The sequence below is a fragment of the Pseudomonas sp. VE 267-6A genome (assembly GCF_024126555.1).
In the GTDB taxonomy this organism is placed as follows: Bacteria; Pseudomonadota; Gammaproteobacteria; order Pseudomonadales; family Pseudomonadaceae; genus Aquipseudomonas; species Aquipseudomonas palmensis.
The window spans coordinates 252011-265761 of the sequence record NZ_JAMYBY010000007.1 but is presented as its reverse complement, the minus strand read 5'-3'; the positions used below and the strand labels follow the sequence as shown (position 1 = coordinate 265761).

Sequence of the window (13751 nt, the reverse complement as noted above, 5' to 3'; positions counted from 1 at the left end):
ACGCGGCGGGGCAGGTGGGCTCAGCGCTGGATTTCGCGATCGCGGTCCAGTTCGTAAGGCAGGCTCAGCAGTTGCAGGCGCGGGCCCTCGGGGCTGCCCAGGTGCAGGTTGTCGTCTGCTACCGCATCGGCAGTCAGCACCGCCAGCAGCTCGCTGCCCTGCGCGCTCGTGGCGGCCAGCACCACCTCACCCACCGAGGAGGCATGGGTAGGGGAGAACACCTCGGTGCCAGGGGGCGGAGCAGTACCCTCGGCCAGGGCCAGGCGATACAGGCGACGCTTGAGCTTGCCCAGGTACTGCATGCGCGCGACGATTTCCTGCCCGGTATAGCAACCCTTCTTGAAGCTGACGCCACCCACGGCCTGCAGGTTGATCATCTGCGGGATGAACAGCTCGCGAGTCTGGGCCATCACCTGGCCGATACCGGCGCGGATCTGCCCCAGCAGCCAGGCGTCCAGCGGGCCTTCGTCGAGGTGCTCGGCCAGTTGCTCGCGTACGGCTGCGGCCTGTTCGGCCGGTACCCACAGTTCGGTGCGGCCCGGCGATACGGCAATTGCGAACAGGGGGTCGTGCCGGCTGATGGCGCCATCTTGCGTCGGCGGCTCGATGCCCAGCGCCTGCAACGCCTTGTCGCCATGCTGCAGGCCGAAGCGCGCCCAGGCACTGCTCTCGTCGGTGAGCTTGGCCTTGGAGAACACGGCGTACTTCTTCAGGTCGGCCAGTTGCGGCTCGAGCAGTTCGTGGGTCATTGCCAGCACGAAGCCGTCGGCGTGGGGCACGATGCGAAAGCTCGACTGCATGCGCCCCTTGACCATGCAGCGCGCGCCGAGGCTGGAGGTGTGCTCGTCGAGGTAATTTATGTTGCAGGTCAGTTGACCTTGCAGAAACTTGCCGGCGTCAGAGCCGCGGACGGCGAGGACGCCCTCGTGGGACAGGGGGCAGAAAAAAGCGGAGTCGGCCATGGGTCTTCGCAGGTAATCAGGACTGGGGATCATCATAGAGTGCTGTCGGCAAAATAGGTAGCCGACCTAGACCAACGCCTTGTGCCGTTCACAGGCTCGGCCTGTATACTGGCGGCCAATTTGAGGAGGGCTCCATGGTCGTCGAACAATCTGAACTCAACCGGCTCTTCTGGCATAGCCGCCGCGGCATGCTGGAGCTGGACGTGCTGCTGGTGCCGTTTACCCAGGAGGTGTACAGCACCTTGAACGACGTCGACCGCGCGCTCTATGTCCGGCTGCTGACCTGTGAAGACCAGGACATGTTCGGCTGGTTCATGGAACGCAGCGAGTCCGACGACCCTGAGCTGCAGCGCATGGTGCGCATGATCCTGGACCGTGTCCAGCCCAAGTGACCGCTTCGAGTGTCGCTGGCAGGGCTCGCGGGTCCTGCTGGCGGCCTACCTCGCATGCCAGTTGCTGGCGCTGATCGCGCTGTGCCTGCTGGCCATTTCGCTATACATGACCCTGCTTGGCCTGGCGCTTTGCCTGGCACACGCAGCCTGGGTCGTGCCCCGGCATATCCTGCTTACCCACCCGCGTGCCGTCACCGGCCTGCGCCGTGATCCTTCTGGCTGGCACCTGTTCAGCGCGGCCACGGGCTGGCAGCAGGTGCAACTGCGCCGCGACAGCCTCGCCTTGCCCGCCCTGGTAGTGCTGCGTTATCGCCGGCCGGGGCGGCTGTTCAGCCAGAGCCAGTGCATCGCCCCCGATGCGCTGGAACCGGTGCTGCACCGGCGCCTGCGCTTGCGGTTGAAGTTCAGTCGGCGTAGGTGGGCGGCCGTAGAATAGTGTCCAGCGCTTCGGGCAGCATGTCCGGGTAGTCCAGGGTGTAGTGCAGGCCCCGGCTTTCCTTGCGCTGCATGGCCGAGCGGATCATCAGCTCCGCTACCTGGGCAAGGTTCCTCAGCTCGATCAGGTCGCGGCTGACCTTGTAGTTGCTGTAGAACTCGTCGATTTCGTCCAGCAGCAGACGTACCCGGTGCTGGGCGCGCTGCAGGCGCTTGCTGGTGCGCACGATGCCGACGTAGTCCCACATGAACCGGCGCAGCTCGTCCCAGTTGTGCGCAATGATCACATCTTCGTCCGAATCGGTGACCTGGCTGGCATCCCAGCAGGGCAGGGCCTGGGGCATGGCCACGCTGTCGAGCCTGGCGAGGATGTCGGCTGCCGCCGAGCGGCCGTAGACGAAACATTCGAGCAGCGAGTTGCTGGCCATGCGATTGGCGCCGTGCAGGCCGGTGAAGCTGGTTTCGCCAATGGCATAGAGCCCCGGTACGTCGGTCTGGCCGTGGTCGTCGACCATCACGCCGCCACAGGTGTAGTGCGCCGCCGGTACCACCGGGATCGGCTGGGTGGTGATGTCGATACCGAAGGTGAGGCAGCGTTCGTACACGGTCGGGAAGTGGCTTTTGACGAACTCCGCAGGCTTGTGGCTGATGTCCAGGTACACGCAGTCGACGCCCAGGCGCTTCATCTCATGGTCGATGGCGCGGGCCACGATGTCGCGCGGGGCGAGTTCGGCGCGCGGGTCGAAGCGCGGCATGAAGCGCTCGCCGCTGGGCAGCTTGAGCAGGGCGCCTTCACCGCGCAGTGCTTCTGTGATCAGGAAGCTCTTGGCCTGCGGGTGGTACAGGCAGGTGGGGTGGAACTGGTTGAACTCCAGGTTCGCCACCCGGCAGCCGGCGCGCCAGGCCATGGCGATCCCGTCGCCGCAGGCGCCGTCCGGGTTGCTGGTATAGAGGTAGACCTTGGCCGCCCCGCCGGTGGCCAGCGCGGTGAAGCGGGCGCCAAAGGTGTCGACCTCGCCGCTGGCACGGTTGAGCACATAGGCCCCCAGGCAGCGCTCGCCGGCCTGGCCCAGGCGCCGTTCGGTGATCAGGTCGACCGCCACGCGCTGTTCCAGAAGCTCGATGTTCGGGCGCTGGCGGGCCTGCTCCAGCAACGTGGTGAAAATCGCCGCGCCAGTGGCGTCGGCCGCGTGGATGATGCGCCGGTGGCTGTGGCCGCCCTCGCGGGTCAGGTGGAACTCGAAGCCGCGTTCATCGACGCCGGCCTGTTCGTCACGGGTAAACGGCACGCCCTGGTCGATCAGCCACTGGATCGCCTCGCGGCTGTGCTCGACCGTATAGCGCACCGCGTCTTCATGACACAGCCCGCCGCCGGCATTGAGCGTATCCTCCACGTGGGACTGTACCGTGTCGGTGTCGTCGAGCACGGCGGCAACACCGCCCTGTGCCCAGAAGGTCGAGCCGTTGGCCAGCTCGCCTTTGCTCAGTACGGCGATGCGCAGGTGCGCCGGCAGGTTCAGGGCCAGGCTCAGGCCGGCGGCACCGCTGCCGATCACCAGAACGTCATGTTGGAATTGTTGGCTCATGTCAGGGATATCCGAGCGAGGCGACCACTAGTATAAGGACGGGGGTATCGGCACAATAGTCAGGTGTTTATGGCATTGTGAAACTATCGTGAAACGGGCTGGGTTGCCTTTATAACAGCCTCGAGGGCCTGATTTCCATGACGTGCGGTGCGACCTGATGCTTGCATGTGGGAACTTTCCTGGAACCCTGCCTATCCATAGAAGGTTGCCTGCATGCCAGGACGCGGCGGCGACGGGAGGCCTGGGGCTGATATCGGCTCTGCCTGCGTACACGAGACCAGAATATTGACGCAGCCGGCCGTGACCGTGCTGCGTTTTTCGTGCGAGCCGTTCAAGGGCCGCAGGAAACTTGCTTGGAGGGGAGAACTTTTGCGAAAAGCCCGAGTCTATGGTTGCAAGCCTGAACGATGGCCGCTGCAGCACTCCTCCAGGTCCACCGAGGAGTGTTCATGCTAACCCAGGAAGAGGATCAGCAGCTTGTCGAGCGCGTGCAGCGTGGCGACAGGCGAGCGTTTGATCTGTTGGTGCTGAAGTATCAGCACAAGATTCTCGGGTTGATCGTGCGTTTTGTGCACGACACCCATGAAGCCCAGGATGTGGCACAGGAAGCGTTCATCAAGGCTTACCGTGCGCTTGGCAATTTCCGTGGCGACAGTGCGTTTTATACCTGGCTGTACCGCATTGCGATCAACACGGCGAAAAACTATCTGGTATCCCGCGGTCGACGGCCGCCAGACAGTGATGTCAGTTCCGAGGATGCGGAATTTTACGATGGCGATCATGGCCTCAAGGATCTCGAGTCACCAGAGCGCGCGCTGTTACGAGATGAAATCGAGGGCACCGTCCACCGAACCATCCAGCAGCTGCCAGAAGATTTGCGTACGGCGTTAACTTTACGTGAATTCGATGGTCTGAGTTACGAGGACATTGCGAGCGTCATGCAGTGTCCGGTGGGTACCGTGCGCTCTCGAATTTTCCGCGCTCGGGAGGCCATAGATAAAGCCCTGCAGCCGTTGTTGCAGGAAACCTGAGACAGCGGCGACAGCCAAGAGAGGAACCGCCATGAGTCGTGAAGCTTTGCAGGAATCGCTGTCCGCGGTGATGGATAACGAAGCGGACGAACTGGAGTTGCGTCGGGTATTGAATGCCGTCGACGACAATGAAACCCGTGCCACCTGGTCGCGTTACCAGGTTGCCCGAGCAGCGATGCACAAGGAACTGCTGCTGCCAAAACTGGATATCGCCGCCGCGGTCAGTGCCGCACTGGCTGACGAAGCCACGCCGGTCAAGGTTGCCCGTGGTCCATGGCGCAGCCTGGGTCGTCTGGCTGTTGCAGCTTCGGTGACCGTTGCAGTACTGGCAGGTGTGCGCCTGTACAACCAGGACGACATCAGCGGTGCCCAACTGGCTGCCCAGCAGCCTGTGCAGCAAGGCGTGACCGTACCTCAGGTGCAAGGCCCGGCAGTACTGGCAGGCTACACCGAGAGTGCCGAACAGCCGACCGGCCCGATGGCCAATGGCGTGCTGCAAGGTCAAAGCGGCTGGCAGGACGAACGTCTGCCGGGCTACCTGCGCCAGCATGCTCAGGAAGCCGCCGTGGAAGGGACTGAAAGTGCTCTGCCTTATGCCCGTGCGGCCAGCCTGGAAAATCGCTGAGTAAGGAGGATCATGCGCGCGCCAACTCTACTACCGCTCTTGCTCGGAGGATGTCTGTCGGTGCCGGCCCTGGCCGCCAACTCCTCCACTGATGCCGCAGACTGGCTCAACCGTCTGGCCAAGGCCGAGCAGCAGCAGAGTTATCAGGGTACTTTCGTCTACGAGCGTAACGGCAGCTTTTCCACCCATGACATCTGGCATCGGGTGCAGGAGGGCAAGGTTCGTGAACGCTTGTTGCAACTCGATGGCCCAGCCCTTGAGGTTGTGCGGGTAGATGGACGTACCCAGTGCGTGAGCGGCGCCCTGGCCCGCGGAGTGGGCAATGCGGCGCAGTCTTCGCCCCGTGTACTGGACCCCTTGAAGCTGATGAACTGGTACGACCTGAGTGTGGCAGGGCGCTCCCGGGTGGCCGGTCGCGAGGTCGAGATCATCACCCTCAGGCCGCGCGATCAGCATCGTTATGCCTTCGAGCTGCACCTGGATCGACAGTCGGGTTTGCCCCTCAAGTCGTTGCTGCTCAACGACAAGGAGCAACTGCTGGAGCGCTTCCAGTTCACCCGGTTGGAGACCGACAAGGCGCCGGACGATGCCCAACTGCAGCCCAGCAGCAACTGCAAGCCGGTGGCCCAGGCCACTCAGCAGGTTGCCGAGGCCGCATCGGGATGGCGTTCCGACTGGTTGCCACCCGGCTTCGAGTTGGTCAACAGCGCGGTACGCAAGGATCCGGAGCACAAGAGCATCGTCAGCAGCCTGATGTACGATGATGGCCTGGCACGCTTCTCGGTGTTTCTGGAGCCGGTTGCAGGCAATTCGGGCATCGACGCCCGTACCCAGCTTGGCCCGACGGTCGCGGTTTCGCGCCGGCTGACCACGCCCAAGGGTGATGTGGTGGTCACCGTGGTAGGGGAGATCCCCATCGGTACGGCCGAGCGGGTCGCCTTGTCGATGCGTGCCCAAGACGCCCACGCCAGCCAATGACGAGCCACAGGTAATGCGTTGATGATCGATGGGCCGCCAAGGCGTTGACATGATTCGTAAGCCTTCGAATTTGCAAAATTCTTCAGATTTATCTATAGGTCAGTTCTTTCGGGGGCTGGCCTTTACTGCTGTTGCAGCATCAACAATGCCGATCCACCGAGCCTGGTCGCAGCCTTTCGAGGATGTTGCCGGGCTTTGTGCGTTGGCTGGTCCCTACTGCTTAACCACGCTCGTTGTGACGGGAGCCGTATGTCAATACCTCGCTTGAAATCCTATCTGTCGCTGTTCGCCGCCGTGCTCATGCTCGGGCAGGTGCTCAACGCCCAGGCCGAAGCCCTGCCTGATTTCACCACCCTGGTCGAGCAGGCCTCGCCGGCGGTGGTCAACATCAGTACCAAGCAGAAGCTGCCTGATCGCAAGTATGCTGCGGGTCAGATGCCAGACCTCGAAGGCCTGCCGCCGATGTTCCGCGAGTTCTTCGAGCGCAACATGCCGCAAGCCCCGCGCTCACCCCGTGGCGATCGTCAGCGCGAGGCCCAGTCGCTGGGTTCGGGCTTCATCATTTCGGCCGACGGCTACATCCTCACCAACAACCACGTGGTGGCCGATGCCGATGAAATCATCGTGCGCCTGTCCGACCGCAGCGAACTGCAGGCCAAGCTGGTCGGCACCGACCCGCGTACCGACGTGGCATTGCTGAAGGTCGATGGCAAGAACCTGCCCACGGTCAAGCTGGGCGACTCCGAGAAACTCAAGGTGGGCGAGTGGGTACTGGCCATCGGTTCGCCGTTCGGCTTCGATCACTCGGTGACCAAGGGTATCGTCAGCGCCAAGGGCCGCACCCTGCCCAACGACACCTACGTGCCGTTCATCCAGACCGACGTTGCGATCAACCCGGGTAACTCCGGTGGCCCGCTGTTCAACATGAATGGCGAAGTGGTCGGCATCAACTCGCAGATCTTCACCCGCTCGGGCGGCTTCATGGGCCTGTCGTTCGCTATCCCGATCGATGTTGCACTGGATGTTTCCAACCAGCTGAAAAAGGACGGCAAGGTCAGCCGTGGCTGGCTGGGCGTGGTGATCCAGGAGGTCAACAAGGACCTGGCCGAATCCTTCGGCCTGGACAAACCGGCCGGCGCGCTGGTGGCCCAGGTGCTGGAAGATGGTCCGGCAGCCAAGGGCGGCCTGCAGGTGGGCGACGTGATCCTGAGCATGAACGGTCAGCCGATCGTCATGTCGGCTGACCTGCCGCACCTGGTCGGTGGCCTGAAAGATGGCGCCAAGGCCAAGCTGGAGATCATCCGCAACGGCAAGCGCCAGAACCTGGACGTGACCATCGGTGCACTGCCCGATGAAGATCAGGACGTGACCACCGGTGCCAATGGCGGCGTCGAGCGCAGCAGCAACCGCCTGGGCGTATCGGTAGCCGACCTGACCGCAGAGCAGAAAAAGACTCTGGAGCTCAAGGGCGGCGTGGTCATCAAGGAAGTGCAGGATGGTCCGGCCGCGATGATCGGCCTGCGTCCCGGTGACGTCATCAGCCACTTGAACAACCAGGCCATCCTTTCGGCGAAGAACTTCACCGAAATCGCCAAGGAACTGCCGAAGAACCGTTCGGTGTCGATGCGCGTGCTGCGTCAGGGCCGTGCCAGTTTCATCACCTTCAAGCTGGCCGAGTAAGGCCTGACCGAGAAGGTCGCGGTAAGAAAAAGCCCGACGCCGATGCGTCGGGCTTTTTCATGGGCGCGCAGTCAATTGCGAAAGCGTGCCAGAAGACCGGAGAAACCCCATGCGTGCTGGCTGTTCAAGCCAATCAGTGTGGCGGCGGGCGTCATTGCGACGGCGATCATCTTTCTGTCCTTGGGGTAGTCCTGGAAGGCGATACCTTGGTTGCCAAAGGCAGTATCCAGTCGGCCATGGACTGTATAGCGGGCACGGTAGATGCGCTGACCGCCCAGGCCAAACACTACCAGCTTGCCGTCCTGGTGCAGCGCTGCGGCTTCCCATTCGTCTTCGGTGTGCGTGTTGAAGGTCAGCACCGTCGGGTTGCCGTGGTTATAGGTCGCGTCCCTCACACCTTCGGCATCGAATTGCCAAGTCATGGCGTTGGTGTCTTCGGGGCGCTCGCCGGGCAGGTTCCCCGCGACGATCAGGTGGCCATCGGGGCGTTGAATCAGCGTGTTGAAGCGGATGTTGGCGTTTCGACGCGGAGCAAGCCAGCGGAGCCAGCGCGGCAACCAGCGCAGCCAGCGCGACAGCGGGGATTCATACAGCTTGAAACCGTATCGGTCGCCAAAGGACGGGTCGGGTGTGCCGTCGTTTCTGAAGCGTGCGATGAAGCCTCGGGTCTCAGGCCCGTTGCGCAAGGTTCCGGCAACGAGAAATGTACTTTCCTGCGCAATGACATTGGCGATCTGCACCGTCCCGGAAGGGTGCGTGATCTCGATGAACTGACCGCTCGGGAAACCGGCATTGCCGGCAAGATCCAGTCGATAGACGCAAGCATGGGTAGCCAGCCAATCCGACTCCAGCGTAGCACTGGCGAGCAGGTGTCCGGCCCGCAGCTGGAGTGACGTGGAATGCAGCTTCAGATGAAGGCTGTTGTCCTGATCCAAGGCAAGGTAACCGTGGGGGGAGGCATAGCTGGTGTCCAGCGCGCCCTGCGCGTCGAAACGTGCCACCACCAGTCTGTGGGGCTTGCCGGCGCTGTTCACCCATCCCAGCATCCATATCTTCGCGTTGGCATCGACGACGATGGCTTCCGCGCCCGATTCGGCCACCGGGTCGAATGTTCCGAACACTATCCCTTTGTTGCCGAACGTCGGGTCCAGATCACCTTTATCATCGAAGCGAAGCAAGGTATAGCGGGACTGCTCGTGGTCCCCGGTCAGGCCACACACGGTGATTGTGTCATCGTGTATTGCCACATCAGTGATGAAACGATCGGTGTCCGCAATTTGCGGTAGGGAGCGCTCGCCGTTGTCACCAAAGCTCGTATCGGGGCTTCCGGGGACTGCTGGTTGAACATGTGCCATGGCCATTTCTCCGTCTGGTGCCCTATATTCGGGTCTGCGCGAGCGGCCATCTACTGACAGAAATATCAGGCACCATGAAACTGGAGGGGCGGGCGTGGCGGCTGGCCCCTTCATAAGGTACAATTCCCGGCTATTTTTCGGCGGGCGTTCGCCCCGCAGCCTTTTTGAGTGTTGACCCGTGAGTGATTTGAGTCATATCCGCAATTTCTCCATCATCGCCCACATTGACCATGGCAAGTCGACCCTGGCCGACCGTTTCATCCAGATGTGCGGTGGCCTCACCGCGCGCGAGATGGAAGCGCAGGTACTTGACTCCATGGACCTCGAGCGCGAGCGCGGGATCACCATCAAAGCCCATAGCGTTACCCTGTATTACAAGGCGAACGACGGCATCACCTACCAGCTGAACTTCATCGACACCCCCGGCCACGTCGACTTCACCTATGAAGTCAGCCGTTCGCTGGCCGCCTGCGAAGGCGCGCTGCTGGTGGTCGATGCCGGCCAGGGCGTGGAGGCCCAGTCGGTCGCCAACTGCTACACCGCCATCGAGCAGGGCCTGGAGGTCATGCCGGTACTGAACAAGATGGACCTGCCCCAGGCCGATCCGGACCGTGTCAAGGACGAGATCGAGAAGATCATCGGCATCGACGCCACCGACGCCGTGGCCTGCAGTGCCAAGAGCGGCATGGGCGTGGACGAGGTGCTCGAGCGCCTGGTGCAGACCATTCCGGCCCCTACCGGCGACATCGATGCACCGCTGCAGGCGCTGATCATCGACTCCTGGTTCGACAACTACCTGGGCGTCGTGTCCCTGGTGCGCGTGCGCCATGGCCGGGTCAAGAAGGGCGACAAGATTCTGGTCAAGTCCACCGGCAAGGTGCACCTGGTCGACAGCGTGGGCGTGTTCAACCCCAAGCACACCGCCACCGCCGACCTCAAGGCCGGCGAAGTGGGTTTCATCATCGCCAGCATCAAGGACATTCACGGTGCACCGGTCGGTGACACCCTGACCCTCAGCTCCACGCCCGACGTGGAAGTGCTGCCAGGCTTCAAACGTATCCAGCCCCAGGTATATGCCGGCCTGTTCCCGGTCAGTTCCGAAGATTTCGAAGATTTTCGTGACGCGCTGCAAAAGCTGACCCTGAACGACTCGTCGCTGCAGTACCTGCCTGAGAGCTCCGACGCACTGGGCTTCGGCTTCCGTTGCGGCTTCCTCGGCATGCTGCACATGGAGATCATCCAGGAGCGCCTGGAGCGCGAGTACGACCTGGACCTGATCACCACCGCGCCGAGCGTGATCTTCGAGGTCAAGCTCAAGACCGGTGAAACCATCTACGTCGACAACCCGTCCAAGCTGCCGGACGTGTCGTCGGTGGAAGACTTCCGCGAGCCGATCGTGGCCGCCACCATCCTCGTGCCGCAGGAGCACCTGGGCAACGTCATCACCCTGTGCATCGAGAAGCGTGGCGTACAGCGCGACATGCAGTTCCTCGGTTCCCAGGTGCAGGTGCGCTACGACCTGCCGATGAACGAAGTGGTACTGGACTTCTTCGACCGCCTCAAATCCACCAGCCGCGGCTATGCTTCGCTGGACTACCATTTCGACCGGTATCAGTCGGCCAACCTGGTCAAGCTCGATGTACTGATCAACGGCGACAAGGTCGATGCCCTGGCATTGATCGTGCACCGTGACAATGCGCACTACAAAGGCCGCGCGTTGACCGAGAAGATGAAGGAACTGATCCCGCGGCAGATGTTCGATGTGGCAATCCAGGCCGCCATTGGCGGGCAGATTGTGGCGCGTACCACTGTCAAGGCGCTCAGAAAGAACGTACTGGCCAAATGCTACGGTGGCGACGTTAGCCGTAAGCGCAAGCTGTTGGAAAAGCAGAAAGCCGGTAAGAAACGCATGAAACAGGTGGGCAACGTGGAAATTCCACAGGAAGCCTTCCTCGCCGTGCTCAGGTTGGATAGCTAGGTCCTATGTCACTAAATTTCCCGCTGTTGCTAGTCATCGCCGTTGCCGTGTGTGGACTGCTGGCCCTGATCGATCTGCTGTTCCTGGCCCCGCGCCGGCGCACGGCGATCAACACCTATCAGGGCAGCGTCAGCCAGCCCGAGATGGCGGTGGTCGAGCAGTTGAACAAGGAGCCGTTGCTGGTCGAGTACGGCAAGTCGTTCTTCCCGGTGCTGTTCATCGTGCTGGTGCTGCGCTCGTTCCTGGTCGAGCCGTTCCAGATCCCTTCGGGGTCGATGAAGCCGACCCTGGAAGTGGGCGACTTCATCCTGGTGAACAAGTTCTCCTACGGCATCCGCCTGCCGGTGATCGACAAGAAGGTCATCGAGGTCGGTGACCCGCAGCGTGGCGATGTGATGGTGTTCCGCTACCCGAGCGACCCGAACGTCAACTACATCAAGCGTGTGGTCGGCCTGCCGGGCGACCAGGTGCGCTACACCAGCGACAAGCGTCTGTTCGTCAACGGCCAGCCGATTGCCGAGCAACTGGTCGGCAGCGAGCCGGGCACCCTGGGCAGCGCCGAGCTGTACAAGGAGAAGCTGGGCGAGGCCGAGCACCTGATCCGCAAGGAGATGAGCCGCTATCGCATGCCGCCGGACCAGCAGTGGGTGGTGCCTGCCGGGCACTACTTCATGATGGGCGACAACCGCGACAACTCCAACGACAGTCGCTACTGGGATGACCCCAACATTCCCAAGGAGCTGCTGGGCATGGTTCCCGACAAGAACATCGTCGGCAAGGCCTTCGCCATCTGGATGAGCTGGCCAGAGCCCAAGCTCAGCCACTTCCCGAGCCTTTCGCGGGTTGGCCTGATCAAGTAACACCCTAACGGCGCTGTCCTTCGACAGCGCCGAATGCTTTTCTGGCATAGGCTGTACAAGGGCGTCCACAAGACGCGCCCCGGCCGGACGTCAGGCATGAACAAAACCGTCTTTCAGGATTTGCATTTGAACAACGCGTTAACCCCGTCGGCTTCGAGCCGGACAGAACTGTGTGAGCCCGGCGCCCTGGCGCCGCTGCTGAAAATCGACCACGAACAGCGCGTGGGTACACTGTGAGCGTTTCCTTGAGCCGCCTCGAGCGCCAGCTCGGCTACACCTTCAAGAACCAGGAGCTGATGCTGCTGGCCCTCACGCATCGCAGCTTTGCCGGCCGCAACAACGAACGGCTGGAGTTCCTCGGTGATGCGATCCTCAACTTCGTCGCCGGCGAGGCCCTGTTCGAGCGCTTCCCCCAGGCCCGCGAAGGCCAGCTGTCGCGCCTGCGCGCCCGCCTGGTCAAGGGTGAAACCCTGGCCGTGCTGGCCCGCGGTTTCGACCTGGGCGAGTACCTGCGCCTGGGCTCGGGCGAGCTGAAAAGCGGCGGGTTCCGGCGCGAGTCGATCCTGGCCGATGCCCTCGAGGCGCTGATCGGTGCGATCTACCTGGACTCGGACATGCACACCGCACGCGATCGCGTGCTGGCATGGCTGGCCGGTGAGTTCGAGAGCCTGACCCTGGTCGACACCAACAAGGACCCGAAAACCCGCCTGCAGGAGTTTCTGCAGTCGCGGGCCTGCGAACTGCCCCGCTACGAAGTGGTGGATATCCAGGGTGAACCCCATTGCCGGACGTTTTTCGTCGAATGCGAAGTGACCCTGTTGACTGAAAAAAGCCGAGGGCAGGGCGTGAGCCGGCGTATCGCCGAGCAGGTCGCGGCCGCCGCAGCACTGATCGCCCTGGGCGTGGAGAATGGCAATGACTGAACAGAACACTACCCGTTGCGGCTACGTCGCCATCGTCGGCCGCCCCAACGTGGGCAAGTCGACGCTGCTCAACCACATCCTCGGGCAGAAGCTCGCGATCACCTCGCGCAAGCCGCAGACCACCCGCCACAACATGCTCGGTATCAAGACCGAAGGTGATGTGCAGGCGGTGTACGTCGATACCCCCGGCATGCACAAGGGCAACGAGAAGGCGCTCAACCGCTACATGAACCGTACCGCCTCGGCGGCGTTGAAAGACGTCGACGTGGTGATCTTCGTGGTCGATCGCACCAAGTGGACCGACGAGGACCAACTGGTGCTCGAGCGCGTGCAGTACGTGCAGGGCCCGGTGATCCTGGCCATCAACAAGACCGACCGCATCGAGGACAAGGCCGAGCTGATGCCGCACCTGCAATGGCTGCAGGAGCAACTGCCCGACGCCGAGATCGTGCCGGTCTCGGCGCAGCACGGGCACAACCTCGATGCCCTCGAAGCACTGATTGCCAAGCACCTGCCGGAAAACGAGCACTTCTTCCCCGAAGACCAGATCACCGACCGCAGCAGCCGCTTCCTGGCTGCCGAACTGGTACGCGAGAAGATCATGCGCCAGCTCGGCGCCGAGCTGCCGTACCAGATCACCGTCGAGATCGAGGAATTCAAGCAGCAGGGCAACGTGCTGCATATCCATGCACTGATCCTGGTCGAGCGTGACGGCCAGAAGAAGATCATCATTGGCGACAAGGGCGAGCGCATCAAGCGCATCGGCACCGAGGCGCGCAAGGACATGGAGCTGCTGTTCGACGCCAAGGTCATGCTGAACCTGTGGGTCAAGGTCAAGGGTGGCTGGTCCGACGACGAGCGCGCCCTGCGTTCGTTGGGCTACGGCGACCTCTGATTGCCCTGGCCCGACACCGGCCGGTGTCGGGCCCACCTCTTCGTGAAGCGC

At 62.5% G+C, this 13751-nt stretch carries 14 protein-coding genes; 11 read left to right on the top strand and 3 right to left on the bottom strand.

Annotation, left to right across the window (positions count from 1 at the left end; genetic code table 11):
* Positions 1 to 20 precede the first annotated feature (20 nt).
* Positions 21 to 962 carry a folate-binding protein YgfZ gene (locus NJH59_RS10635; protein WP_253086759.1) on the bottom strand — a complete coding sequence of 314 codons (942 nt, stop codon included), beginning with the start codon at positions 960 to 962 and terminating at the stop codon, positions 21 to 23.
* Between the two features lie 134 nt (positions 963 to 1096).
* Here NJH59_RS10635 and NJH59_RS10630 point away from each other — a divergent pair, with 134 nt between their 5' ends.
* On the top strand, positions 1097 to 1354 hold the full coding sequence (locus tag NJH59_RS10630) for a succinate dehydrogenase assembly factor 2 (protein WP_043862035.1): 258 nt from the start codon (positions 1097 to 1099) through the stop codon (positions 1352 to 1354).
* Positions 1338 to 1790 carry a protein YgfX gene (locus NJH59_RS10625; RefSeq protein WP_058540941.1) on the top strand — a complete coding sequence of 151 codons (453 nt, stop codon included), beginning with the start codon at positions 1338 to 1340 and terminating at the stop codon, positions 1788 to 1790. The genes NJH59_RS10630 and NJH59_RS10625 overlap by 17 nt, the downstream gene beginning before the upstream one ends.
* On the opposite strand, the gene nadB is transcribed toward NJH59_RS10625, so the two are convergent.
* On the bottom strand, positions 1759 to 3375 hold the full coding sequence (nadB, locus tag NJH59_RS10620) for an L-aspartate oxidase (RefSeq protein ID WP_253086758.1): 1617 nt from the start codon (positions 3373 to 3375) through the stop codon (positions 1759 to 1761). The genes NJH59_RS10625 and nadB overlap by 32 nt on opposite strands.
* Positions 3376 to 3824: 449 nt before the next feature.
* Between nadB and rpoE the strand changes: the two genes are divergently transcribed.
* From rpoE to NJH59_RS10600, 4 genes are all read left to right on the top strand, one after another.
* On the top strand, positions 3825 to 4406 hold the full coding sequence (gene rpoE / locus NJH59_RS10615) for an RNA polymerase sigma factor RpoE (protein WP_010220971.1): 582 nt from the start codon (positions 3825 to 3827) through the stop codon (positions 4404 to 4406).
* 31 nt (positions 4407 to 4437) lie between these two features.
* Positions 4438 to 5031, top strand: a complete 594-nt coding sequence (locus NJH59_RS10610; protein WP_043862032.1) for an RseA family anti-sigma factor — start codon at positions 4438 to 4440, stop codon at positions 5029 to 5031.
* A gap of 12 nt (positions 5032 to 5043) precedes the next feature.
* Entirely contained in the window at positions 5044 to 6009 is a 966-nt protein-coding gene (locus tag NJH59_RS10605; RefSeq protein ID WP_043862031.1) for a MucB/RseB C-terminal domain-containing protein, read from the top strand.
* 249 nt (positions 6010 to 6258) lie between these two features.
* Positions 6259 to 7689: a DegQ family serine endoprotease gene (locus NJH59_RS10600; protein ID WP_043862030.1), complete on the top strand. Its 1431-nt coding sequence runs from the start codon at positions 6259 to 6261 to the stop codon at positions 7687 to 7689.
* 71 nt (positions 7690 to 7760) lie between these two features.
* Here the strand turns inward: NJH59_RS10600 and NJH59_RS10595 are convergent, their stop codons facing one another.
* Positions 7761 to 9044 (bottom strand): hypothetical protein, encoded by a 1284-nt coding sequence (locus tag NJH59_RS10595; protein WP_196933238.1) that lies wholly within the window; start codon positions 9042 to 9044, stop codon positions 7761 to 7763.
* Positions 9045 to 9222: 178 nt separating this feature from the next.
* Between NJH59_RS10595 and lepA the strand changes: the two genes are divergently transcribed.
* The 5 genes from lepA (at position 9223) to era (ending at position 13700) form a co-directional block, all read left to right on the top strand.
* A complete protein-coding gene (lepA, locus tag NJH59_RS10590) occupies positions 9223 to 11022 on the top strand; it encodes a translation elongation factor 4 (protein ID WP_043862028.1) in 1800 nt (599 codons plus the stop codon).
* Positions 11023 to 11027: 5 nt separating this feature from the next.
* Positions 11028 to 11882 carry a signal peptidase I gene (lepB, locus tag NJH59_RS10585; RefSeq protein ID WP_043862027.1) on the top strand — a complete coding sequence of 285 codons (855 nt, stop codon included), beginning with the start codon at positions 11028 to 11030 and terminating at the stop codon, positions 11880 to 11882.
* A 96-nt stretch (positions 11883 to 11978) separates the two neighbouring features.
* The gene (locus NJH59_RS10580; protein ID WP_156326207.1) at positions 11979 to 12119 is read left to right on the top strand and encodes a hypothetical protein; all 141 of its coding nucleotides are present in this window, start codon (positions 11979 to 11981) and stop codon (positions 12117 to 12119) included.
* Positions 12116 to 12805, top strand: a complete 690-nt coding sequence (gene rnc, locus NJH59_RS10575; RefSeq protein WP_043862025.1) for a ribonuclease III — start codon at positions 12116 to 12118, stop codon at positions 12803 to 12805. The genes NJH59_RS10580 and rnc overlap by 4 nt, the downstream gene beginning before the upstream one ends.
* Complete coding sequence (gene era, locus NJH59_RS10570; protein WP_253086757.1) at positions 12798 to 13700, top strand: GTPase Era; 903 nt, start codon at positions 12798 to 12800, stop codon at positions 13698 to 13700. The genes rnc and era overlap by 8 nt, the downstream gene beginning before the upstream one ends.
* The last annotated feature ends 51 nt before the right edge of the window (positions 13701 to 13751 follow it).